The sequence below is a fragment of the Shewanella colwelliana ATCC 39565 genome (assembly GCF_000518705.1).
In the GTDB taxonomy this organism is placed as follows: domain Bacteria; phylum Pseudomonadota; class Gammaproteobacteria; order Enterobacterales; family Shewanellaceae; genus Shewanella; species Shewanella colwelliana.
Genome location: NZ_KI912479.1, coordinates 164325 through 188225 on the forward strand (window position 1 = coordinate 164325; position 23901 = coordinate 188225).

Genomic DNA, 23901 nt, shown 5'->3' on the forward strand with positions numbered 1-23901 from the left:
TTTAAGTCACAGTTTTTTAAAGGGGCAACCCTGATAAAGGAGCAAAAGATGAGTACTGTTGCATTTATTGGATTAGGAAACATGGGCGGCCCTATGGCTGTCAATCTCGTGAAGGCGGGCTTTACCGTTAAAGCGTTCGACCTATCGGCTCAGGCGTTACATGACGTCAGTGAGCAGGGGGCTATTCCTGCGCCAAGTGCGTGTGCGGCAGCAGCGTCCGCGGATGTGGTGATCACTATGTTACCAGCGGGGAAACATGTTCGGGGCTTATATCTGGGTGACGAGAGCAATAAAGGCATTATTGATGTCGTCGCGGATGGTACGCTATTAATTGATTGCTCGACCATTGATGCGCACAGTGCCCGCGTTGTTGCCGAACAGGCCCAAACCAAGGGGCTGGAATTTATCGATGCGCCTGTATCGGGCGGCACCGCAGGCGCTGCTGGTGGTACTCTCACGTTTATTTGCGGTGGTAGTGACCACGCTTTTGAGCAAGCCCAAGGTGTTCTTAATGCGATGGGGGCGAATATTTTTCATGCGGGTGGCGCGGGCGCTGGTCAGGTGGCAAAAATCTGCAACAATATGTTGTTGTCTGTCTTGATGGTGGGTACCAGTGAATCTATTCAGATGGGTATAGATCATGGCCTTGATCCAAAAGTGCTTTCTGAGATCATGAAAGTCAGTAGTGGTGGTAATTGGACGCTAGATAAATATAATCCTTGTCCAGACGTGATGGAAAAGGTGCCATCATCCAACGATTATCAGGGAGGTTTCATGGTCGACTTGATGGTTAAAGATTTAGGCTTGTCCCAAGAAGCGGCATTATTGTCTAATTCGAGCACCCCAATGGGGGCATTAGCCCGCAGTTTATATGTGAATCATGCTCGCCAGGGTAATGGTAAGCGAGATTTCTCCAGTATTTTTGAGCAGTTTAATAAGAAAGGGTAGATTGATGGATTTAAAAGATAAGGTAGTTGTCATCACGGGTGGCGCAGGCGGACTTGGTTTTGCAATGGCGCAAGAACTGGCTGCTGCTGGTGCGAAATTGGCGCTTATCGATGTCGATCAAGAGAAACTTGAACGTGCTTGTGCTGATATCGGCGCGGCAACGGAAGTGCAAGGTTACGCTTTCGATATTACTGACGAAGAAGATGTGGTGGCAGGTTTTGGCTATATCTTGGAAGATTTTGGTCAGGTTAACGTATTGATTAACAACGCTGGTATTTTACTCGATGGCATGTTGGTTAAAGCCAAAGAGGGAAAGGTTATCGACCGCATGTCATTCGCGCAGTTCCAAGCGGTGATCAATGTTAATCTCACCGGCTCGTTTTTGTGTGGACGAGAAGCCGCCGCAGCTATGATTGAGTCTGAGCAGCAAGGCGTGATCATTAATATTTCCAGTTTGGCTAAGGCGGGCAATATAGGTCAAACCAACTACGCCGCGTCTAAAGCGGGCGTTGCAGCGATGTCAGTTGGTTGGGCAAAGGAGCTTGCGCGGTACAATATTCGTAGTGCGGCGGTTGCCCCTGGTGTGATCGAAACCGAAATGACGGCGGCAATGAAACCTGAAGCGCTTGAGCGTCTAGAGAAGATGGTTCCTGTTGGGCGTTTAGGCCAAGCGGGTGAAATCGCCTCGACCGTAAAATTCATTATCGAAAATGATTATGTTAACGGTAGAGTCTTTGAAATTGATGGCGGCATTCGCATTTAAAAGCGCTGACAATAGTGGTCACGCTTAAACACAAAAACGGGCATTAGCCCGTTTTTTATTGAATGATTTAAATGCGCAGTTAAATAGGTAATAATGAAAACCACTCAGATTGACCAAGAATCAAAGGAGCAAAGGTATGTGGATAGAGAGATTGACTAAGCGTCTGATGCTACTGATTGGCATTGTTGGAGTATTGGTCATCTACGTTGGATTTTTCTACCTACTATTTCAACAGCAAGGTAGCGCCACTTTACCTTGGTATATTTTGATCTCACCATGGTTATGTATCTATTTCGGTTTAAACCCGCAGCAACAAGTTAATACTCGGCTTTGGCTGAAGCAGAAGTTGCCATTTAAGCGTAAGTAGGCCTGTTTAGTGGAATGTGCGGTTATATAACCTTTCTATATGTTTAAGTTTATGTAAAATAAGTTAAATTTATCCCTTTGTGGCTGAATGTCCTAGCCATACAATAGTCACAGGCCCATAAGTGCAAGTGGCGTAAGTATTGAGGTGGCTGTGCAAGGCGTACTAAGTATTCGCTCCTATCTAACTCTCACTCTGTTTGCCCTATTTGCAGGGGGCTTTATTCTTGCTTGCGGCCCAAAAAACACCGATGAAAAACAGGCTGTTGACCAACGTAGCGGCCGAATGATTGAGGATTATGGCAGTTGGATATCGACTATCTCTGCTGAGGATGTCTATGGTCCCTCTGATCGGATAGGTGTTTTGCAAAGTGTTGATGAAGCGCTGTATTTCTCACTTTCAGACAGTGAGAATGAGGGGAAAGTAGGTATTAAACGACTGGCTCTGAAAGGTGAGCTAACAGAAGCCGTGAGCGCCCAGTTTGACGTTAAAACCCGGGTTCATGAATATGGCGGCGCGCCGTTACTGGGTATTGGCAATAGTTTATTTGCGGTTAAGCGAGATGATCAACGCCTGTATCGATTCGCACCGAATCAAGAGCCTGTTGCCTTAACACCGAATGGCACTCGTCATGCGGATTGTGTCTCATACCCTAAAGGGTCGCGGCTCGTCTGCGTGCGTGAAGATCATCGACAACCAGGTACGCCAACTTCTAGTCTTGTTTCACTTAACCTTAACTTTAAAAATGAAGGGCAAACCTTATTCAGTGGACAAGATTTTTACGCTTCGCCGCGCGTTTCCCCCGATAACAGCCAGCTTGCATGGATTAGCTGGCAACATCCAAATATGCCCTGGGACATCACTCAGTTGTGGGTGGCGGACTTAACACCCGCAGGGGACGTTGGTGAACCTAAACAGTTGCTTGCAGGGCACTCTGGCTCCATCACCCAACCTTTATATAGCCCTAGCGGTGAGCTTTACTTTATTGCTGATTTCGATAATTGGTGGAACATCTACCGTATAACAGCAGAGGGAACCCTTGAGAAAGTACAGCAAGAGTCGGCCGAGTTTGCGGTGCCTGATTGGATGATGGGTAATCATAATTATGCATTTGAATCTGAAGATACCATTATCGCGAGCTACAAAAGCAAAGGTAAGACAGAACTAGTCAGAATTGATTTAGACAGTGGCTTAGTCAGCACGATTGCTGCGGAATTTGCCGATGTGAGGCAAGTAATTAAAGGTTCTGATGGTGTCTATTTTGTCGGCAATAAAGCCACCCCAGAAAAGGGGATCTATCGCGTTAAGGGGCGCGGTGTAGAACTTGTTTATGCACCACAGTTACCAGTGGTTGACCCCAATTATATTGCACGTGCACAAACCATCAGTTTTACTTCTGCCACGTGTGATACACCTGTGCACGGGTATTATTACGGCCCACGTAACCCTAACTATCTCTCGCCGTCAGATCAGCGCCCACCGCTGTTGCTGATGATGCATGGTGGGCCAACTGCCAGTGCCAGTTTGAGTTTTCGCCGCGACATTCAGTTTTGGACCAGCCGCGGGTTTGCGGTGTTAGATCTTAACTATCGCGGTAGCTCGGGTTTTGGCCGTGATTATCGTCGCAGCCTCTATGGATTATGGGGTCAAGCCGATGTTGAAGATGCTGTGCAGGCGGCAAATTATCTGGTTGAACGTGGATGGGTCGATGGTAAAAAACTGGCAATACGTGGCAGCAGTGCAGGGGGCTTCACCGTGTTATCGGCACTGGCTTTTTACGACACCTTTAGTGCCGGCGTGGTTTATTCTGGTATTAGTGACTTAGATTCTTTAGATAAGTTAACCCACAAATTTGAACAAGGTTATTTAGATCAATTGGTTGGTGATTTAAAACCGGGTTCAAGCGTGTATCGCGATCGTTCGCCACTCTATCACCTCGATCAACTGACCGAGCCTTTGTTGCTCATACGCGGGTTGGACGACCCTATTGTGCCACCCGATCAATCACTGTCCATCTTTTATACGCTAAAGAGCCGCGGCGTGCCAAGCGCACTGCTTAGCTATGAGGATGAAGGGCACGGATTGCAAAAACCGGCCAATCAGATTGCAGCGCTAGAAGCTGAACTGTCGTTTTATGGCCAAGTTTTTGGTTTTAAGCCCGCAGGTAATATTCAAACGCTCACCTTAGACAATAGCGAACACTTACCTGTCATGGATCCCCAAGTCCGTTAATTTATTAGACTGTCGTGTTATGGCAAACTTTGTAGGGAAAGCTAACCACATCCCCAGTGCTATAAATTAGTGCATAAATTAGAGCCACTAGTGTTACCCGCTGCAGTTAAAGTTGCTAATTGGGGGCTAAATCGCTATAGTAGCGCGCTTTAATTTGTCCATTTTAGCGCGCTTTTTAATCAGCCAGGCACAGACGGTATTTATACTGTTTGTTTACGGCGTAGGATTTAAGGGAGCAGGCGCTACGCTTAACTAATTTTCGGAATCTCACTTTGATCACTACAGCTAATATCACCATGCAGTTTGGCTCTAAGCCACTGTTTGAAAACATCTCAGTCAAATTTGGCGGCGGTAACCGTTACGGTCTTATCGGTGCTAATGGTTGTGGTAAATCAACCTTTATGAAAATCTTAGGCGGCGAACTTGAGCCAACCTCTGGCAATGTCTCTTTAGACGTTAATGAGCGCTTAGGTAAGCTAAGCCAGAACCAGTTTGGTTATGAAGAGTTTAACGTGGTTGACACCGTTATCATGGGGCATGCCGACCTATGGAAAGTAAAGCAAGAGCGTGACCGTATCTACTCTTTACCTGAAATGACCGAAGAAGATGGTATTAAAGTCGCTGATCTTGAAATGGAGTTTGCCGAGATGGACGGTTATACCGCCGAATCTCGTGCTGGTGAGTTACTACTTGGTGTTGGTATTCCGTTAGAGCAACATTTTGGCTTGATGAGTGAAATAGCACCAGGGTTTAAACTACGTGTACTATTGGCTCAGGCGTTATTTAGCGATCCAGATGTGTTACTCCTCGACGAACCGACCAACAACTTGGATATCGACACTATTCGTTGGTTACAAGAGATGCTTAATCAGCGCAATAGCACCATGATCATCATCTCGCATGATAGATACTTCCTGAACTCAGTGTGTACTCATATGGCTGACTTGGATTACGGTGAATTACGTGTTTATCCTGGTAACTATGATGAATATATGATGGCGGCAAACCAAGCTCGTGAACGTTTGTTATCTGACAACGCTAAGAAAAAAGCCCAGATCTCTGAGCTTCAAGGTTTCGTTGCTCGATTCTCGGCCAACGCATCTAAAGCTAAGCAAGCGACCTCTCGTGCTAAACAGATCGACAAGATCAAATTGGAAGAAGTCAAAGCCTCTAGCCGTGTGAATCCATTTATTCGCTTTGAACAGGAGAAGAAACTGTTCCGTAACGCGCTAGTGGTTGAAAATCTGACTAAAGGTTTTGATCAAAATCCTTTATTCAAAGACGTCAACCTGATTGCTGAAGTGGGCGAACGAATTGCGGTATTGGGTGAGAACGGTGTGGGTAAGACCACCATGTTACGTACTCTTATCCATGACATCCCCCAAGATAGCGGTACCATTCAATGGTCTGAAAACGCGGCAATCGGTTACTATGCGCAGGATCATGAGTCTGATTTTGAAAATGACATGACCTTGTTTGAGTGGATGAGTCAATGGCGTAAGCCTGAAGATGATGATCAGAGTGTCCGTGGTTACTTAGGTCGTATGCTATTTGGTTCTGATGATATCAAGAAGTCTGTTCGCGTCCTGTCTGGTGGTGAGAAGGGCCGCATGTTGTTTGGTAAGCTGATTATGCAAAAGCCAAATATCTTGGTGATGGATGAGCCAACCAACCACTTAGATATGGAATCGATTGAATCACTGAACAATGCACTAGAGATGTATGAAGGTACATTAGTCTTTGTCAGTCATGACCGAGCATTTGTATCATCATTGGCGACCCGTATTATTGAAGTGACCGCGAATGGGGTCAATGACTTCAAGGGGACTTATGATGAGTTCCTACGCAGCAAGGGTGTTGATGCCTAATCGCGTTTGCTGATAATAAAAAGCCCAAGGAAGTTAAACTTCCTTGGGCTTTTTTATGAACGCCGATTAACGCTAAAGATTAGCGAGAGTCGGCGTGTTAATTACCGCTATTTATCGAAACGTTGCTGTAGGTATTCAAATACCGCGCGAATACCAAAGGCTTCCCCACCCACAGGACGCCCTGGGAGTTTACGATTGTTCCAAGCCATAACATCAAAATGGCTCCAGCTGATTTTCTTATCAACAAAGGCCTCAAGGTAAAGCGCTGCGGTGATTGCGCCCCCAAATGGTGTCTTACCACAGTTGGCGAGATCGGCAATATCACTGCCTGTTAGCTCCATATAGGGTTTATGCAATGGCATGCGCCATACCGGATCTTCTACTTTTAGGCCCGCTGCAGTGAATCCAAGCGCGACGTCATCATCATTACTGAAAAATCCTGGTAGCTCGGTGCCTAAGGCGATACGCATTGCGCCCGTTAAGGTAGCGAAATCGATAAGGAGCTCAGGATTGTCATCACTGGCTTCAGCTAACGCGTCACATAAGACTAAACGTCCTTCAGCATCTGTGTTATCAATTTCAACGGTTAAACCTTTACGAGTGGTGATCACATCACCAGGACGAAATGCATTTGCCGATACCGCATTTTCAACGGCAGGCACCAAGACTCGCAGGCGAACTGGCAGGTTGCTGGCCATGATCTGGTGTGCCAGACCGATAACATGGGCAGCTCCTCCCATATCTTTTTTCATTAAACGCATGCCTGCGCCTGGTTTAAGGTCTAGCCCGCCAGAATCGAAACATACACCTTTACCGACTAAGGTCACTTTCGGTGCGTTTTCATCACCCCAGGTTAAGTCGATAAGACGGGGTAAATTTTCGCTGGCACGGCCAACCATATGGATAGTGGGGTAGTTCTGTGCGATCAGCTCGTCCCCAACAATCTGTGTGACTTGACCACCAAACTCATCGGCTAAGGCTTCCATCTGCTCACCAAGGTGCTGTGGCATCATGTCGGCCGCGGGGGTGTTAACCAGATCACGTACCATGGCGACAGAGCGGACCAACTTAGCGGTTTGCTCGACGATTTGTGGGTTATTGATCACCAATTGTGGATACTGTTTGTCATTGGCTTTGTAGCGATCAAATTTATAGGCACCAAGAGCCCAGCTAAATGCAGCAACTTTCATCTGCGTTTCATTGGCATCAAGGCGGTATTGGTTGGAAGGCAGTTCATTAACGATATCGCCACATACCCAATATGAATCGACCTCTGGGGTGACGTAGATCACCTGTGCAATGCTGCCGTCTGGGCCAGGGATAACACTGAGGCCTTTGCCTGAAAATTTAGTGTTAGTTAACCAAGTTTGCTGAGCGCTAGGTTGTTGTTCAAGCCATGCTGTGAATTCATCGGCAGCAATAATTGAAAGGGGGATTCCTTCAGTACCAGATAGGAGGTGTTGAGTCATGGGGCATCATCTTATTTTAGGTCAAAAATTACCTAAGACTAGCACGCGGAAGCCACAGGGTAAAAGCCGAGCGTTATTTACTGCTGGCTTTTTCTACACTGCGTTTTTGTTGTTGAGCTAGTCTGCCTAAATGCGCTTTTCTTTCTGATAAATTATTGAAAGAACTTGGCAATACTTCAACGCCTACAACCTTGCCCAATTTAACCACAATCGGAATAGTGATTGGCGCAAATGGCAATACGGCAAACATGCCTAAACCAAGGCCTTTGATTAAGTCGGCTAATTGCTGATTGGCGAGTTTAAGCTCATCTTTATTGGCTTGCTTACGGGTATAACGTTTATAGGTTACCAACATATCTTTGGTTTCCTGCTTTTCTTGAGACAGGGCATCTTTGAGCACTAACATGTCTCGTTTTAAACGCAGCCCAAAGCGCTTACGGCTGATGCGTAAGACTCTTACCGGTGCTTTGTGAAACTTACGATAAACTCTCATGGCGCGATTGTCTCACATGGTAAGCTTTTGGCATATCTTTTAATCTGGCTATCTCAATGATGGCCACAAGATGTTAAAATGGTAGACATTATGAGGGCCATATTGGATTCATTTAGCTAATAATGTTGTGCTGGTATAATCTCTTGGCATAATAAGTATCGCTCTTAATCCAATGTATCTTTGATTAAAAACCATAATACCAATCAGTAAATGACATAAATGGAATTGTTTAACATGAAAAAAATTTTCATTCTTGCTTTATCTTCTCTTGCACTTATTTCATCAATTGCATCAGCTCGAGATGATGTTGGTAGCTATTCGATTGCTGATGCATTGAGCACTGAAACAGCAAAAACGAAGTTGGGTAACGACGTTCAATTTTATTTTGGTGAGCAAGCATATGGTGAAACCGTTAACAAATTTGGTGAGCTTAAGACTAACAAAAAAACCAATGCGTTTAATAAGTCTGATCAAGAAGCCTGCCAATGGGTATTTCTGTCGGCAATGATTGCACTTAAAAAGAGTGCGAAAAAGCAAGGTGGTAATGCTGTCGTTAACATTAAATCAAATTATAAAAATAACTTAACCTCAAGCGAAGAGACCTTTCAATGTGGTGCAGGGGCAATGATTGCGGGTGTGGCATTAACGGGTGAAGTGGTGACATTGAAGTAATATCACTCTGATATTGATAGTTCTAGTCGCTCTGACTAAGCTATCAATCTTAGCCAGATAAAAACGCCAGCATTCACTGCTGGCGTTTTGCATTAAGCACTATGTGTTTACGCTCGCATTGCTTTCTCACCGCGGCAAAGACCGACAACACCCGACCGAGAGACTTCAATCACTTTAGTGATCTCACCAATAGCGCTGATGAAGGCATCGAGTTTATCTGAGGTGCCCGCCATCTGAATGGTGTATAGCTCAGCGGTAACGTCGACAATTTGACCGCGGAAAATATCGGCAGTGCGTTTCACTTCTTCTCGTCCCGCACCTTTTGCCTTTACTTTTACTAAGGCTAGCTCACGCTCAATGTGGCTAGCTTCAGTAATGTTGGAGACTTTTAGGATATCAATCAGCTTGTGTAGCTGTTTTTCAATCTGTTCCAACACAGCTTCATCTGCTTCGAGGGTGATGTTAAGTCGAGAGAGCGTGGCATCATCTGTTGGTGCAACAGTCAGCGTCTCAATATTGTAGCCGCGTTGTGAGAACAGGCCGACGACACGTGACAAAGCACCCGGTTGGTTTTCAAGTAATACAGAAATAATACGGCGCATTAGCTTTTCTCCGTTTTGCTTAACCACATCTCGTTCATTGCTCCGCCACGGATCAGCATGGGGTAGACGTGCTCAGTTTCATCGACACTGATATCGACAAAGACCAACTTATCTTTCATAGCCAACGCTTTTTCAAGGCCAGCCTCAAGTTCAGCTGGATCGCTAATGGTCATGCCAACATGACCATAGGCTTCTGCAATTTTTGCAAAATTAGGTACAGAGTCCATATAAGAGTGAGAGTGACGGCCTGAATAGATCATATCCTGCCACTGTTTCACCATGCCTAAAAAGCGGTTGTTGAGGTTAATGATTTTCACCGGTGTATCGTATTGCAACGCAGTTGATAGCTCTTGAATATTCATCTGAATCGAGCCGTCACCCGTCACGCAGATCACGGTTTCATCGGGTTTGGCCATTTTGACACCCATGGCGGCAGGTAAACCAAAGCCCATGGTGCCTAGGCCACCCGAGTTAATCCAACGACGAGGTTTATTGAACGGGTAATAGAGTGCGGCAAACATCTGATGCTGACCAACATCAGAGGCCACATAAGCATCACCATTGGTGAGTTTATGCAGGGTTTCAATGACCTGTTGTGGCTTAATGCGGTCAGTGGTTTTGTCATAGCTTAAGCTATTGCGGCTACGCCACTGATTGATCTCGCTCCACCAATAGTCGATGGCACCTTCATCATTTTTGAGATGTTCATCTTCATCGAGCAATGCCAACATATTGTCTAGAATATTGTCGGCAGAGCCAACGATGGGGATGTCGACTCTTACGGTTTTTGAAATAGAGGAAGGGTCGATATCAATATGTAAAATGGTTGCATTAGGGCAATATTTTTCAACGTTATTGGTGGTTCGATCGTCGAAACGTACCCCAATACCAAAAATTAAATCTGAGTTGTGCATGGCCATATTGGCTTCATAGCAACCGTGCATGCCTAACATACCGATGCTATTCGCGTGGGTGCCAGGAAATGCACCAAGCCCCATCAGCGTGCTGACAACGGGGATCCCCAGCTTTTCAGATAGGGTTAAAATTTGTTGGTCGCAGCCAGAGATCACGGCACCGCCGCCGACATAAAGTACAGGTTTTTTAGCACTGAGTAGCGCTTGCAAGCCGCGGCGTATTTGGCCACGATGACCTGTGGTCGTTGGATTATATGAACGCATATTGATTGCTTCAGGATATTGGTATTCGTGCAATATCTCAGGGTTTAAACAATCCTTTGGAATATCCACCACGACAGGACCTGGGCGGCCAGTTGCAGCAATATAAAATGCTTTTTTGATAATGCCCGGAATATCTTTGGCGTCGGTGACCAAGAAGCTGTGTTTCACCACTGGGCGTGAGATACCAATCATGTCACACTCTTGGAATGCGTCATTGCCGATAAGATTACTTGGTACTTGACCAGATAACACCACAAGGGGAATGGAGTCCATGTAAGCGGTGGCAATCCCTGTGATGGCATTGGTTGCGCCAGGGCCTGATGTGACCAGTACCACACCAACTTCGCCCGTGGCACGCGCGTAGCCATCAGCCATATGCACAGCGGCTTGTTCGTGTCTAACTAGGATATGTTCGATGCCAGATTTCTGGTGCAGTGCATCATAGATGTCGAGCACTGAGCCACCAGGGTAGCCGAATATGTGTTTAACGCCTTCGTCGATTAAAGAACGGACGATCATGCTGGCGCCGGATAACTTCTCCATTGGTGATCCCTCATAAGTTACCGCTACGGTATGCAGTATCTTGCTACAGCGACGGTAATCGCTTGAATAATTAAGTTTGAAGGGTAATTCAAACTCGCTAACCACCCTGAAATTTGCTTTTCGCCTGTAGGCTAGGGGTGACTGTTATCTAATGAACAGAATTTCATCATATAAAAAAGAGTTGCTAATACAAGCATTTTCTTTAAAAAAATTTATAAGATGAATAAAAATCATCATTTTAAAAACGAAACCTTGTAAGGTTTGGCCTGATTTTCTTTGATTTGCGTGGATATTAGCCGAGTGGGAGCACTCCGCCGCTTGCTAGTAATGCGCTGAAAGTAAGAGACTTAAAATTAAGTCGTGGAGGACAGGTGACGTAATAAACATCAAGGTCACCTGTTTTTGGGCTATAAGCACTAATTTTGTGCTTGATGGGCGAAAAACTGAAATAGACCGACCAAGCACACCGCGCCTAACATTAACGCCGAAAAGGGCACGGCAGTTCCTGTGTAAAACAGCGCCAGTAGTGGTCCAGCTAATGCTCCGCAGCCAAAGCGTAATGTGCCTATTACCGCTGTTGCAGTGCCGGTTTCTTGTTGAAACTTCATCAACACAATCGCATCAGCATTGACTGACATTATCCCTAAGAAGCCCATAAATGGGATGAGCATGGCAACCGTGTAGTGAAAACTTAATTCTAATAGGTTAACGCTGAGTAGCGCGAGTCCAGCAAGAGTGGCTAGAATCGTGGCTGCTTTGAGCATTCGACGCGAGCCATATTTGACCACAATACGGCTGTTGATAATGTTCGCTGCCATTAACGCGCCCACATTTGTGCTAAATAAAATCGCAAACAGGGATTTATCTAAACCAAACACTTCCATATACACAAAAGGCGAAGCAGTTAAGTAGCAGAAAAAAGCAAATGAGGTCATAACGCCACTGGCAATATGCAGTTTGACGCCTGGCTTAGTAAAGACCACGGCATAGGCACCAAAAAAAGACTTCTGGCTGCGACTGCCTTGGTCTCTATCACTGGGCATTTTCAGCTTTAATACCACTAAGCTAAGTAAAAACAGTGCATAGAATGCCAAGATAAAGAATATAAGATGCCATTCGCCAAACTCTAAAATTAGGCTACCAACACTGGGGGCCAGTAGGGGGGCTAGCATCATGATCAAGCTAACATAGGACATCCCTTTGGCGGTATTATCCCCGTAGATCTCTTTGATATACCCAGGTACAACAACGGTTGCAGCTGCCCCAATGAAGGCTTGCAAAAACCGCAAGCTAAGGAACACTTCAACATTCTTCACAAACGCAAGTGCTAGACTAACGAGCATAAAACCACTCAGGCCAATGATAACCAGAGGCCGACGACCAATGCGATCGGCAATGGGGCCGAACGTCAACATGCCCAGAGCGTACCCAGCAAGATAGAGGCTTAAAGATTGCTGCACTGTGGTGATACTTGAATCAAAACTGCTAGCAAGTGTCGCCATAGCGGGTAGATACATATCAATCGCAAGGGGAGTGATGGCCACAATTGCCGCTAGCATAGGAATCAATAGCGTCAAATTTAATACGCTTGCTGTATTGGTTTGGTTCGGGATCGACGTTGACTTCACTCATACCTCTTGTGATGAATTGATGACGAAAATATGCTGATAACAAGGGGAAGAGAGTTGTTACCTGAAATGAAGCTTAATTGTAAGGGATCTATAGCCAAAGTGGCCAATGATTTATCCATAAAGCCCCATCGATTGTTGAGCTGATTTGTAACAAATATTTGCTTAAGCTTTATACTGCTGCGCTTGTTGGTTTTCGATGAGCGATTTGTTGATTCTCAGTGAATAGCTTGCTGTTTTGTGCCGCGATTAGTGTAAAAATTTGGGAACAATACCGATAAATTTGTCTTCAAAACGTCATCTCAATGTCACTTAGCTGTCGTCATCTCCACTTAGATTACCTCTATTTATCGCGTCATTTTGGCGTGAATTTGGGCATAACTTTATTAAAAGTGGGAATTTTATAATGAGAATGACAGTAATCGCATCGTTTATTGCCGGATTAACGTTAACGGCCTGCAGCGGTGATGACGGTAAAAATGGGGTGGATGGGCAAAATGGTGTGGCCAGTTTAGTGAAGGTTACCGCACTAAAATAGGTGACCCACAATGTGCGCTGGGTGGCCAGATGATTCAAACAGGCTTAGACAGCAATATCAGCGGAGTGCTTGACGAATCAGAGATTGATACTGCTCAGACTCAGTACCTTTGCACATCAAGCGGTATCGGATTGCATGCTAACCTAGTTGGGCGCTTCGAGTCGGGAGATTTTGGTCAAAGTGCTGCAGAAATTGTTGATTTTCATGCGGCGTCTAAACAGATTTTTGTGGTCAATGCTAACAGCGGCATGGTTGATATCCTCGATGCATCAAATTTGGCTACGTCACCGATAGTAGATGCTGACCGCCTACAATTGAATAACGTGGCTAAGCTTCGCTCATTAGATGTGGCTAAGGATGTCAATCAAACGCTGCTTGGCGGCGTTAATAGCTTAGCCATTTATGACAACTTGCTAGCTGTGGCGGTAGAACGCGCCGATACCCTAGGTAATAGTAAGCAAGGCAACGGAGTGATTGCTTTCTATCTGCTTAATGATACTGGCACCGCCGTTTATCAACATGCGGTAGAGGTTGGAGCACTGCCTGATAATGTGGTATTCACTCATGATGGAAAGCGAGTGATTGTTGCCAATGAGGGTGAGCCAAATGATGACTATAGTGTCGATCCACAGGGTTCTATCGCTGTGATTGCTGTTGATGATGGCGTTGTCGCTAAAACAGCTAGCTTCATCGACTTTAGCGCATTTAATGTTGGTGCTAGCCGCGCTGAAGCCTTGAGTCCACTGATTAAAATCAACGGCCCTGGGGCGACAGTTGCACAAGATATAGAGCCTGAATATATTGCGGTTTCAAGTGATAGCAAGCAAGCCTTTGTGAGTTTGCAAGAGAACAACGCGATTGCGGTAATAAATTTAGATAGTTTAACAATCGATAGCATTTTTCCATTAGGGCTCAAAGACTTTGGTCAAGCTCATAACGCTATCGATGCCAGTGATAAGGACGATAGGGTTAACCTCCAAACCTATGATGGTGTTTATGGCATGTATCAGCCAGATACTATCGCCAGTTACTCTTGGCATGGAGCCGAGTTTGTGGTGACGGCTAATGAAGGGGATTCACGTGACTATAAGGGGTTTTCAGAAGAGGCCCGGGCAGAAGATCTAGTCTTAGATCCCAACCATCCACAATTTGCAGCGGTGAAAGATAAGACCCAGTTGGCACGACTCAAGGTCACCACCTCAATGGGCGATGAGGACGGTGATGGTGATCATGACAAAATCCTTGCTTATGGTGGACGTTCATTCTCAATTTGGGATCAAAATGGTCAACAGGTGTTTGACAGCGGTAGCGATTTTGCGCGGATCACCTCGGCTGTCTTAGCTGATAACTTTAATAACAGTAATGAACAAAACAAGGGCGACAGTCGCAGCGATGATAAAGGGGCTGAACCAGAGGCTCTAGCGATAGGACGGATAGGTGATAAGTATTACGCTTTCATTGGCTTAGAGCGCACTTCTGGCTTTATGATTTACGATGTCACTAATCCATTTGCTGTGCAGTTTGTGGACTATGTTATCAATCGCAATTTTGAGGTTGATTTTGACATTGATGGCAATGATATAAGCGGTACGCCGGAGCTGGCGGGTGACTTAGGCCCTGAGGGAATGAAATTTGTCAGTGCGGCAAGTAGCCCAACAGGGCAGCCGTTACTGATTATCGGCAATGAAGTCAGTGGAACGACAAGTGTCTATCAATTGGCCTTATAAGCCGCCAATACGCTAAAAATAGCCTTAGTTGTTTTAGGCGTTATATTAAACTGAATAACAAGGGAGTGCGATTGGCACTCCCTTGTTATTTTATGCCTGTGCGCGGCTTGCAAACCCTAGATAATTGCCTGAAGATGTCCGCATACTCATTATCTACTCGCTGTCGTTTAACGCCTCGATGCGGCACCCATTTAATATTGAGAAATTTAGGCAAGCTTATGAAATATATTGGATATTAAGCCAAAAAACTGTTGCCAATGTGCATCATGGGATGGTCATGATTCAATTATGGTCTTTCTGGAAGTTTTGGCGAGGTGTTAGGGGACTGTCGCGCTAAAGTTGTCAGGTTGCATTGGTATGCGTTTGGTCAATAACAGAAATTAAGGGATTTTCATGAAAACAATTGGCCTGTTAGGCGGCATGAGCTGGGAGTCGACAGCAACCTACTACCAAAAAATCAATCAAGGGATAAAACGCGAATGTGGTGGATTAACCTCGGCTCAAATTGTGCTAAACAGTGTCAACTTTGCTGAAATTGAAGCTATGCAACATCAGGGCGATTGGGGCGGTACCGCTAAGATATTGAGTGAGGCGGCGCTTTCTGTGGAACGCGGGGGCGCAGATTTTATATTGATCTGTACCAACACTATGCACAAAGTATTTGATGAAATTGCCCATGCGGTGTCTATTCCTTTGGTGCACATTGTCGATGCAACGGCTGAGGTGTTACAGCTGCAAGGGATCAAACGCATCGGTCTTTTAGGTACCCGTTTCACCATGGAGCAAGCATTCTATAAAGGCCGGCTAGCAAACCATTTTGGTATCGAAACGTTAGTCCCGACGCCCTCTGAGCAAACAGTCATTCATGATGTTATCTATCAAGAGCTTTGTTGCGGCATTATCAGTGAAACGTCTAAAGCCAGGTATCTTGAGGTGATAACCGCATTGAAGGAGCAAGGAGCTGAAGCGATAATTTTAGGCTGTACAGAAATAGCGCTCTTGGTCGACCAAACAGATACCGACGTACCACTTTATGACACTGCGGCGCTGCATTGTGAGCGTGCAGTGCGCTTGGCACTGATAGACAGCGTGTGAACGAGTGATCCGCGCTTCGCTTTGGCAAAGCTCATGGGATTATGCTTGGCGCTAAATGTTTAGCGCCTAATGCCGTAGCCTTTATTTATTGCCTCTGTGAACCTTATAAGTTAGATCAGACCACTGAGTATGTACTGTGCTGCAAGTTAGTGATGCAGTGTTTTATCTCCTGCAGTATCTGCTCAAAAACCGTGTCGTTAACAACACCGCCTATGCTGATGCGGACATAGTTATCGTGATTATCGAAATCATCGCCATTGCGCACTAAAATTCCCTTAGCGGCCAACGCTGTCACTAGGTGGTGTGCTTTGATTGGCGTAGGCATCTGTATCCAGCCATTTAAGCCTCGCCATCGATGTTTAAGCCTTAAGTCATTAAATACGGCTTTACATCTCTGCTGCCGAGCGCGGATCAGCGTATCTCGTTCGCCACTGAGTTTGCCACTGGTGATGACTCTGGCAGCAATCTCAACATTTAAGGGCGACACCATCCAGCATTGGCTATGCAGCGCTAATTTCACGTTCGCCATAATCGAGGTGGGCAGTAACATAAACCCTTGTCTTAATCCGCCACCAAAGCGTTTCGATAGACTCGACAGGTAGACAACTTGTCGACTGGCAGCTTCAGAGCGTTGTTGTGCTTGCTGCCACAAAGGTAAGTGCCACTCTTCAGGGAGGCAGTAATTGACATCATCTTCGATGATATAAAATTGGTGTTCTACCGCTAAGTCCAGCAGGGCGATACGCTGTGCCATGCTGTATTGAATGCAGGTTGGGTTTTGATTATTGAGTGTTAGATAGATAGCTTTTGGTTGATGCTGTTTAACCAATGTTGTCAGCGCTTCCAGATCTACCCCTTCACTGGTCAATGGTATACCAAAGTGGTTGATATTAAGTTGGGTTGCAGCAACCTTTATCCCTGGATAGCAGTGTGCTTCGTGCAGTAATACCTCTCCAGGTTGGAGTAAACTATTTAACAGCGTGAATATGCCTTGCTGCGCACCATGGGTAAACAGAATTTGCTCAGGGTGATGGCTAATCCCTTGATAGGTTAACCATCGGTGAAACACTCGTTGATGATGATTGAGCGGGTTAGCGTGATAGCCCATTAACTCAGTGAGTTTGGCTGGTTCTTTGGCTAAATCAGCGAGGATATCACTTAAAGTACTGGTTTGATCGCCAAGCGGTGGCTGACAGGTGGCCAAGTTGACCTGTTGGGATGTATCGGCCGTCAGATGGGACTTTACATAGGTACCATCCCCCACTTTTGCTTCAACATAACCTCTTTGCTCCGCCAGTGCATAAGCACGGGTCACCGTGCCGACCGTCACTCCTAATACATCGGCTAGGCGTCGTTGAGGAGGGAGTTTTTGCTGTAGGCCAATTTCACCGGATTGAATGGCGGCTTCGATTGCACTCGTAAGTTGTTGATATTTTGGTCCGTTAAAGTCGGCTAAGTTTGGTGTCCAAATTGTACCCATTACAATAAATCCATTGAACCAAATAATTATCAAGATAATATGAGCTGCAATCGACTTTGTGTCAATAATTGTATGCGTACAATTTTGCTGGGTAGTGTGGAGGCATGACTAATTATGATAGATGAATCATTAATGGCTTTAATGACGTCGGCAGCACTGTTTTGTGCCACCATGACAATGACGCCAGGACCAAACAATGTGTTACTGGCCACATCAGGTGCTAATTATGGTGTCAAAAAAACTGTGCCTCATGTGGTAGGGATCCGTATTGGTTCAAGTAGTTTACACCTAGCTATGCTGTTGGGACTTGGTGCGCTGTTTCAGCAGTGGCCACAGTTGCACACTGGACTTAAATATCTGTCGCTTATCTATCTGCTTTATCTAGCCCTGAAAATTGCTCGCTTGCCTACAAGTGATGAGATCTGTGCTCAAGATGCTAAGCCGATGACTTTATCAGAGGCGGCGCTATTTCAGTGGATAAACCCTAAGTCTTGGATGGCCACTGTTACCCTATGTAGTGCGTTTACACTTGCAGGTGATGCTTATTGGTTGAGCGCTGTTGCAGGGATGATGGTGTTTAATATGGTCGGATTTCCAGCCTCATTTACGTGGGTATTTCTAGGTGCTGGCATCCGTCATAAGCTTAGTTCACCGAAAAGACGGGCGCGATTTAACTATTTGATGAGTGGTCTACTCCTAGTGTGTATACCTATGATGATTCACTAGCCATAGCGCGCCATTTGCAGTGTTAAAAAGGGACAATATAAAAAATTGTCCCCTTCATGGGCACTCATTAATCGCTATATTGGGACCAAAGGTGTGGCTTTTACCGCTTTCCAGCCATGTAGGATATTTGTCCATGATAGCAATAAATAAAGGGCTCTCTATATGCTGCCTCAGCCATCGCTGTGTTAGTGGAAACGGGGCGGAGTTCCACCAGGTTAAATCGACATGAGCAAATTGGCGAATGAACGGGAATATGGCATAGTCCGCGATGCTGTGACGGTTGTTAATCAGGGAGAGATGTTTAGTCTGGTCTGTCAGCGCACCACTATGTGCCAATTGGCGCTCTAGGACTTGGATGAATTGCTCACCTTGAGCGCGATAATAGCTTTCGTCATGTTCAGGGTGGCGATCCGCGTACTTATACTTATCTAACCAAGGTTTAAATTCAGTATCATTTTGCGCGATCAATGCCATGGCTTGTTGTTGTAGTGTTGGTGTTTGACTTAACTGCAGATCGTGGGGGTCGTTGCATGCCAATGCCCATTGCATGATTGCCAAACTTTCATCAATGACCTGACCACTTTCAAGCAGTAACACAGGAACGGTCCCCTTAGGGCTAGCTTCTAGCATCGCGTCGGGCTTATGTTTAAGCACTATCTCTCTTAACGCAACGGTTTGCTGAGCAAGCAATATTCCCAGTCTGGCGCGCATAGCGTAGGGACAACGTCTAAATGAGTACAGTATGGGGTGGGGCATCAACTTCTCCTTTTTGGCCGCTATTTTTAACTGCTTTGGCCGTGATGGCAAACCATAATCACCACTTTCTATTCTGTCTGGCTATATACCCTTACTTTTTGTCCCTGTTTGTTTGACTGTGATTTAGGTAAAATCGCCGCCAATTTTGTGCTGCAAGTCACTTTTTGTTGCACACCACCATGCACTGGGGATTAAGCCTCAGCCAGCAGTTAGAGGTTAATATGTCCCAAGTCGTCGTTTGTGCGTTATATAAGTTTGTTGCGTTACCCCACTTTGAACAGATCCAGCAGCCGTTATTGGCGCAGATGGAATCCTTATCGATTAAAGGTACCTTGTTGCTTGCCAGTGAAGGGATTAATGGCACCGTTGCGGGCGGCCAAAGTGCAATCGACTCACTACTTGCGTGGTTGGATGGCCAGCCTGGGCTGGACAATATCGTCTATAAGTTATCGTTTGATGATGAGATGCCGTTCTATCGGACTAAGGTTAAGCTCAAAAAAGAGATTGTGACCATGGGTGTTGAGGGTATCGACCCTCGTAAAGTTGTGGGCACCTATGTGAAACCGCAAGATTGGAATGCACTGATTTCTAATCCCGACGTGTTACTGATTGATACGCGTAATGATTATGAGGTGAGTATTGGCACCTTTAAACATGCGGTTGATCCTAAGACGCAAACGTTTCGTGAATTTCCTGCCTATGTCAAAGATAACCTAGATCCAAATCAGCACAAAAAAGTGGCGATGTTCTGTACTGGTGGCATTCGTTGTGAAAAGTCGACCGCTTACCTAAAAGAGCAAGGGTTTGATGAGGTTTACCACTTGGAAGGTGGCGTGCTTAAATACCTTGAAGAGGTAAAACCAGAAGAAAGCTTATGGGAAGGCGAGTGTTTTGTATTCGATAATCGAGTATCGGTAAATCATCACCTTGAGAAAGGCGAGTACGATCAATGTAATGCTTGTCGCTTACCGATCACCGAAGCGGATAAAGCCAGTGAGCATTATGTCAAAGGCGTGAGCTGTCCACACTGTATCGATAAGGTTTCTGATAAACAGCGAGCACGTTTTGAAGAGCGTGAACGTCAAGTTCAGTTGGCTAAATCTCGTGGCGAATCTCATATCGGCAGCGATGTGAATAGCGTAATTGAACAAAGACGCATGCAAAAAGCACAGTTAAAACAAAGTCAAAATACCAAGACTGAAAAATAAGCCGAGTAAAAGAGGTAAAAACGCCATAGAAGGCTATACTCATATTACTGCTAGCAGTTTGTTGCATCGGGCGACAACTCATTTTTACGGCAGGGTTAGCAGAGTGTGGTTAGCTGTTTTGGTGTTAGTTTTTTGGTTTGTCAGCAAGACTTCTGTTAACGGTTTTAAAGTAAGCAACAAAAGCGGGTATTGCATTAAGCAATGCTCGCTTTTTACTTTTATGGCCATTGTCCTGCGCAGTAAAGTGGGTATATTTCAACAAGCAACTATGTTCTAATTACGCCTTTAATTCGCGCAGACATTACCGCTCGATTATTCACCTTTTAAGCCGTTGTATTAAAGAAGCTAAAACGTCTTTAAAATAATGGCTTGATAACAGTAAAAAGGCCAGTAACACCTATGTTCAATCAATCGTCAACCCGTTTAAATAAATATATCAGTGAAAGTGGCATCTGCTCGCGAAGAGAAGCTGACCGATATGTTGAGCAGGGCAATGTGTTCATTAATGGTAAACGTGCAACCATAGGTGATCAGGTCTCTGCTGGTGACATTGTTAAGGTGAACGGGCAATTGATTGAACCAAAAGATGCAGAAGATTTTATTTTTATCGCCTTAAACAAACCCGTGGGTATTGTTAGTACCACTGAAGGCACCGAACGAGACAATATTGTGGATTTTGTTAACCACAGCTCACGAATCTTCCCCATTGGTCGCTTGGATAAAGACTCACAAGGTTTGATTTTTCTGACTAATAATGGTGATTTAGTCAATAAAATTTTGCGTGCTGGTAATAAGCATGAAAAAGAGTACATAGTGACGGTGAACAAACCCATTACTGATGACTTTATTGCTGGGATGAGTGGCGGTGTGCCTATCCTTGGTGTGGTGACGAAAAAGTGCAAGGTCACTAAGGTATCGCCACTGAGTTTTAAGATCACCCTGATCCAGGGGTTAAACCGCCAGATCCGCCGTATGTGTGAACATTTCAACTTTGAAGTGACTAAGTTAGATCGTGTGCGAATAATGAATGTCAGTTTAAAAGGTTTACCTGTGGGTGAGTGGCGCGATCTCACCGACGATGAGTTAATGGTTTTATTGAAAGCCTCTGAAGGGTCTTCCTCTGAGGCCAACCCTAAAACCAAAAGTAGTAAAAATAGTAAGCCTCGCAGCGGTGGTCATAGTAGTAAGAGTGGCAGCAAGCCCGCTGGTAATAAAAACAGTAAGCATGTCAAGAAAAGTGCGCCCAGACGAGGCGGCTCTAAACCGGCATCGCGCACCGGTGGCAAGCCATCGAGACCGGCAAAAAGTGGTCATAGACGTTAAGTATTCACACGTTAAGATTACTCATTAAAAAGCGCCGAGAAGGCGCTTTTTTGTGTCAAACACTCGTGGTTTATGGTTTTTTCGCTGGAGTGGATTGAGGGTTTTGCTCCTTATTTAAAACACCACTAAGCAGATCCATGGGTAATGGGAACAAAATGGTCGAATTTTTTTCAGAGGCTATTTCAGTCAATGTTTGTAGGTAGCGAAGCAAAATGGCGTTGGGCTCTTTAGCGAGTGTTTCTGCCGCCTCCACCAGTTTTGCCGAGGCTTCCATCTCACCGGATGCATGGATAACCTTAGCGCGTCTTGTCCGCTCAGCTTCGGCTTGTCTGGCGATAGCCCTAACCATGGTTTCATTGAGATCGACATGTTTAATCTCTACATTGGAAACTTTTATTCCCCAACTGTCGGTGCGGCTATCGAGGATAGCGCGAATATCGGTATTGAGCATTTCGCGGTTGGCCAACATCTCATCGAGCTCATGCTGCCCGAGTACCGATCGCAATGTGGTTTGAGCCAGTTGTGAAGTCGCTTGCAGGTAATCCTCGACGTTAATGATGGCTTTTTGAGCATCAATAACCCGAAAGTAGATCACAGCGTTAACTCGTACCGATACGTTATCACGGCTAATAACATCTTGAGTGGGCACATCCATCACTACGGTGCGCAAATCGACACGAACCATTTGCTGCACAAGCGGAATGACTATCACTAATCCAGGACCTTTGACCTTATAGAATCGTCCCAGCATAAAGACCACACCGCGCTCATATTCTCTTAAAATTTTAAAGGTACTAAATAGCACCACCAAGATGAAAAACATCAAGGCAGCAAAAAATAGATTGGTGTTATAGGCTAGGGTTTCCATGAGTATCTTCCTCGTTAGGCATGACTAACAGTGGTTCGATTTTGAGGGTCAGGTGATCGCGTTCAATCACTCTAACCTGTTGGTTCGTTTCAGTAGGCGTGTCGCTAATGGCCGCCCACTCTTCGCCTGCAAGGTGCACTATGCCTTGTTGTTCAAAGCCTTCAACTACTGTTGCTACAGCACCTATGATTGCTGCATCACCGCTAACTACAGGCCGACGTCTATTGCTCCAAAGCGTGGATAGTACCCACAGCGAAAAGAGCGTCGAGGTAAGAGTTACTGCTGCGATGAGTGGTAAAGAGATGGCAAACTGCTGCTGAGTATCGAGTAAAAAAAGTGAGCCGATTGAAAAGGCAACGACGCCACCGAGACCAAATAGGCCAAAGCTGGGAACCATTGACTCTGCGATAAGTAACACAATACCTAGCAGTAGCAAGCCCAATCCAGCATAGTTAAGCGGCAACATCTGAAACGCATACATGGCAATAATTAGGGCTATCCCGCCAGTAATCCCTGCCAGCCCAATGCCTGGGCTGTAAAATTCAAGTATTAGGCCGTAGATGCCAATAAGCATCAAGATATAGGCAATATTTGGGTTGGTGATTGTTGCGATTAGTTGATTCCGCCAATCACTTGGATGTTCGACCAAAATGGCATTGCTGAGATTGAGTTTTTGGGTGTTTCGTTCGAGGGTGAGTGGCCAGCCATTGAGCTTGTCGATAAGTTGATCTTCATTATCGGCGACAAGATCTATCACCTGTTGTTCTAATGCCTCCGCAGCGGTGAGCGTAGCAGCCTCTTTTACGGCAAGTTCTGCCCAGGATTGATTTCGGCCTCTAAGTTGCGCTATCGATCGAATATAGGCGATGGCATCGTTGAGCACTTTTCGCTCCATGGCGCTGCTATCGTCATTGCTGTCCTCTTTTGGGCTCGATGACGGGCTGCCCATCTGTACCGGCGTAGCGGCTCCTAAGGTTGTAGCGGGTGCCATGGCTGCAATATGGCAAGCGTAAAGAATATACGTCCCTGCGCTCATGGCTCTAGCACCAGCGGGGGCGACAAAGCAGGCAATGGGTATTTGTGAGGCCAAGATTGTTTGGTTGATGTCTCTTAAGCTACTGACGAGGCCACCAGGGGTGTCGAGCACTATAAGGATTAAGGTGGGCTGCTCAGTTTGACTCAGATTATTGGCATGGACAATTTCATTCACCAAATATTCACTCACTGCGGGGCCGATAGCGCCTTCGAACCTAAGCACTGTAATGGTTTGATGACTTGTTGCTTCTGAAGATTGGGGACTCACTTGGCCGTAACAGAATAGGGCTAGACCGAGCAAGCCAAGAGTAAATAATAAGCGTGTAAACATGGAAAACATAAGGGCTCCTCAGACATCGCTTATGGTTAAGTTTAGTTGATATTG

General features: G+C 45.6%; 19 protein-coding genes and 1 pseudogene. 11 read left to right on the forward strand and 9 right to left on the reverse strand.

What is annotated here, in order from left to right:
* The first annotated feature begins 30 nt into the window (after nucleotides 1-30).
* The 5 genes from mmsB to L876_RS0117050 all read left to right on the forward strand — a co-directional run bounded on the left by mmsB (nucleotide 31) and on the right by L876_RS0117050 (nucleotide 6175).
* Entirely contained in the window at nucleotides 31-948 is a 918-nt protein-coding gene (gene mmsB, locus L876_RS0117030) for a 3-hydroxyisobutyrate dehydrogenase (protein WP_428829725.1), read from the forward strand.
* Between the two features lie 4 nt (nucleotides 949-952).
* A complete protein-coding gene (locus L876_RS0117035; protein WP_028764903.1) occupies nucleotides 953-1711 on the forward strand; it encodes an SDR family oxidoreductase in 759 nt (252 codons plus the stop codon).
* A gap of 136 nt (nucleotides 1712-1847) precedes the next feature.
* Nucleotides 1848-2078, forward strand: coding sequence for a hypothetical protein (locus L876_RS0117040; RefSeq protein ID WP_037429135.1), 231 nt, complete (start codon nucleotides 1848-1850; stop codon nucleotides 2076-2078).
* 219 nt (nucleotides 2079-2297) lie between these two features.
* Entirely contained in the window at nucleotides 2298-4307 is a 2010-nt protein-coding gene (locus tag L876_RS22005; protein WP_248674655.1) for a S9 family peptidase, read from the forward strand.
* A 272-nt stretch (nucleotides 4308-4579) separates the two neighbouring features.
* The gene (locus tag L876_RS0117050) at nucleotides 4580-6175 is read left to right on the forward strand and encodes an ABC-F family ATPase (protein WP_028764905.1); all 1596 of its coding nucleotides are present in this window, start codon (nucleotides 4580-4582) and stop codon (nucleotides 6173-6175) included.
* Between the two features lie 107 nt (nucleotides 6176-6282).
* Here L876_RS0117050 and L876_RS0117055 read toward each other — a convergent pair whose 3' ends face one another.
* Together L876_RS0117055 and L876_RS0117060 are read right to left on the reverse strand one after the other, a co-directional pair.
* Nucleotides 6283-7644 (reverse strand): leucyl aminopeptidase family protein, encoded by a 1362-nt coding sequence (locus L876_RS0117055; protein WP_028764906.1) that lies wholly within the window; start codon nucleotides 7642-7644, stop codon nucleotides 6283-6285.
* A gap of 73 nt (nucleotides 7645-7717) precedes the next feature.
* Nucleotides 7718-8137, reverse strand: coding sequence for a hypothetical protein (locus L876_RS0117060; RefSeq protein ID WP_028764907.1), 420 nt, complete (start codon nucleotides 8135-8137; stop codon nucleotides 7718-7720).
* 234 nt (nucleotides 8138-8371) lie between these two features.
* Between L876_RS0117060 and L876_RS0117065 the strand changes: the two genes are divergently transcribed.
* On the forward strand, nucleotides 8372-8809 hold the full coding sequence (locus L876_RS0117065; RefSeq protein WP_028764908.1) for a hypothetical protein: 438 nt from the start codon (nucleotides 8372-8374) through the stop codon (nucleotides 8807-8809).
* Nucleotides 8810-8916: 107 nt separating this feature from the next.
* On the opposite strand, the gene ilvN is transcribed toward L876_RS0117065, so the two are convergent.
* From ilvN to L876_RS0117080, 3 genes are all read right to left on the reverse strand, one after another.
* A complete protein-coding gene (gene ilvN, locus L876_RS0117070) occupies nucleotides 8917-9411 on the reverse strand; it encodes an acetolactate synthase small subunit (RefSeq protein WP_028764909.1) in 495 nt (164 codons plus the stop codon).
* Nucleotides 9411-11132 carry an acetolactate synthase 3 large subunit gene (locus L876_RS0117075; protein ID WP_028764910.1) on the reverse strand — a complete coding sequence of 574 codons (1722 nt, stop codon included), beginning with the start codon at nucleotides 11130-11132 and terminating at the stop codon, nucleotides 9411-9413. Before L876_RS0117075 ends, ilvN begins: the two co-directional genes overlap by 1 nt.
* A gap of 416 nt (nucleotides 11133-11548) precedes the next feature.
* Nucleotides 11549-12760, reverse strand: coding sequence for a multidrug effflux MFS transporter (locus L876_RS0117080; protein WP_037429136.1), 1212 nt, complete (start codon nucleotides 12758-12760; stop codon nucleotides 11549-11551).
* 406 nt (nucleotides 12761-13166) lie between these two features.
* On the opposite strand from L876_RS0117080, the pseudogene L876_RS22010 reads away from it, so the two are divergent.
* Together L876_RS22010 and L876_RS0117090 are read left to right on the forward strand one after the other, a co-directional pair.
* Nucleotides 13167-15025: pseudogene (locus L876_RS22010) on the forward strand (choice-of-anchor I family protein).
* 393 nt (nucleotides 15026-15418) lie between these two features.
* Complete coding sequence (locus L876_RS0117090) at nucleotides 15419-16120, forward strand: aspartate/glutamate racemase family protein (protein ID WP_028764912.1); 702 nt, start codon at nucleotides 15419-15421, stop codon at nucleotides 16118-16120.
* Nucleotides 16121-16235: 115 nt separating this feature from the next.
* Here the strand turns inward: L876_RS0117090 and L876_RS0117095 are convergent, their stop codons facing one another.
* The gene (locus tag L876_RS0117095) at nucleotides 16236-17600 is read right to left on the reverse strand and encodes an aminotransferase-like domain-containing protein (protein ID WP_028764913.1); all 1365 of its coding nucleotides are present in this window, start codon (nucleotides 17598-17600) and stop codon (nucleotides 16236-16238) included.
* Between the two features lie 114 nt (nucleotides 17601-17714).
* On the opposite strand from L876_RS0117095, the gene L876_RS0117100 reads away from it, so the two are divergent.
* On the forward strand, nucleotides 17715-18326 hold the full coding sequence (locus L876_RS0117100) for a LysE family translocator (protein WP_037429137.1): 612 nt from the start codon (nucleotides 17715-17717) through the stop codon (nucleotides 18324-18326).
* Nucleotides 18327-18380: 54 nt separating this feature from the next.
* Here L876_RS0117100 and L876_RS0117105 read toward each other — a convergent pair whose 3' ends face one another.
* Nucleotides 18381-19082 carry a glutathione S-transferase gene (locus tag L876_RS0117105; RefSeq protein ID WP_028764915.1) on the reverse strand — a complete coding sequence of 234 codons (702 nt, stop codon included), beginning with the start codon at nucleotides 19080-19082 and terminating at the stop codon, nucleotides 18381-18383.
* Between the two features lie 221 nt (nucleotides 19083-19303).
* On the opposite strand from L876_RS0117105, the gene trhO reads away from it, so the two are divergent.
* Both trhO and rluF read left to right on the forward strand, forming a co-directional pair.
* Nucleotides 19304-20290: an oxygen-dependent tRNA uridine(34) hydroxylase TrhO gene (gene trhO / locus L876_RS0117110; RefSeq protein ID WP_028764916.1), complete on the forward strand. Its 987-nt coding sequence runs from the start codon at nucleotides 19304-19306 to the stop codon at nucleotides 20288-20290.
* A 399-nt stretch (nucleotides 20291-20689) separates the two neighbouring features.
* Nucleotides 20690-21613, forward strand: a complete 924-nt coding sequence (rluF, locus tag L876_RS0117115; RefSeq protein ID WP_028764917.1) for a 23S rRNA pseudouridine(2604) synthase RluF — start codon at nucleotides 20690-20692, stop codon at nucleotides 21611-21613.
* 70 nt (nucleotides 21614-21683) lie between these two features.
* Here the strand turns inward: rluF and L876_RS0117120 are convergent, their stop codons facing one another.
* Together L876_RS0117120 and L876_RS0117125 are read right to left on the reverse strand one after the other, a co-directional pair.
* Entirely contained in the window at nucleotides 21684-22481 is a 798-nt protein-coding gene (locus L876_RS0117120; RefSeq protein WP_028764918.1) for a slipin family protein, read from the reverse strand.
* Entirely contained in the window at nucleotides 22462-23856 is a 1395-nt protein-coding gene (locus tag L876_RS0117125; RefSeq protein WP_028764919.1) for an NfeD family protein, read from the reverse strand. The genes L876_RS0117120 and L876_RS0117125 overlap by 20 nt, the downstream gene beginning before the upstream one ends.
* Between the last annotated feature and the right edge of the window lie 45 nt (nucleotides 23857-23901).

What these genes read in the sequence shown, in the direction of transcription:
- L876_RS0117035 (WP_028764903.1), top strand. Translation starts at nt 953, where the DNA reads ATGGATTTAAAAGATAAGGTAGTTGTCATCACGGGTGGCGCAGGCGGA.
- L876_RS0117040 (WP_037429135.1), top strand. Translation starts at nt 1,848, where the DNA reads ATGTGGATAGAGAGATTGACTAAGCGTCTGATGCTACTGATTGGCATT.
- L876_RS0117055 (WP_028764906.1), bottom strand. Translation starts at nt 7,644, where the DNA reads ATGACTCAACACCTCCTATCTGGTACTGAAGGAATCCCCCTTTCAATT.
- L876_RS0117060 (WP_028764907.1), bottom strand. Translation starts at nt 8,137, where the DNA reads ATGAGAGTTTATCGTAAGTTTCACAAAGCACCGGTAAGAGTCTTACGC.
- L876_RS0117065 (WP_028764908.1), top strand. Translation starts at nt 8,372, where the DNA reads ATGAAAAAAATTTTCATTCTTGCTTTATCTTCTCTTGCACTTATTTCA.
- ilvN (WP_028764909.1), bottom strand. Translation starts at nt 9,411, where the DNA reads ATGCGCCGTATTATTTCTGTATTACTTGAAAACCAACCGGGTGCTTTG.
- L876_RS0117075 (WP_028764910.1), bottom strand. Translation starts at nt 11,132, where the DNA reads ATGGAGAAGTTATCCGGCGCCAGCATGATCGTCCGTTCTTTAATCGAC.
- L876_RS0117090 (WP_028764912.1), top strand. Translation starts at nt 15,419, where the DNA reads ATGAAAACAATTGGCCTGTTAGGCGGCATGAGCTGGGAGTCGACAGCA.
- L876_RS0117095 (WP_028764913.1), bottom strand. Translation starts at nt 17,600, where the DNA reads ATGGGTACAATTTGGACACCAAACTTAGCCGACTTTAACGGACCAAAA.
- L876_RS0117100 (WP_037429137.1), top strand. Translation starts at nt 17,715, where the DNA reads ATGATAGATGAATCATTAATGGCTTTAATGACGTCGGCAGCACTGTTT.
- L876_RS0117105 (WP_028764915.1), bottom strand. Translation starts at nt 19,082, where the DNA reads ATGCCCCACCCCATACTGTACTCATTTAGACGTTGTCCCTACGCTATG.
- trhO (WP_028764916.1), top strand. Translation starts at nt 19,304, where the DNA reads ATGTCCCAAGTCGTCGTTTGTGCGTTATATAAGTTTGTTGCGTTACCC.
- rluF (WP_028764917.1), top strand. Translation starts at nt 20,690, where the DNA reads ATGTTCAATCAATCGTCAACCCGTTTAAATAAATATATCAGTGAAAGT.
- L876_RS0117120 (WP_028764918.1), bottom strand. Translation starts at nt 22,481, where the DNA reads ATGGAAACCCTAGCCTATAACACCAATCTATTTTTTGCTGCCTTGATG.
- L876_RS0117125 (WP_028764919.1), bottom strand. Translation starts at nt 23,856, where the DNA reads ATGTTTTCCATGTTTACACGCTTATTATTTACTCTTGGCTTGCTCGGT.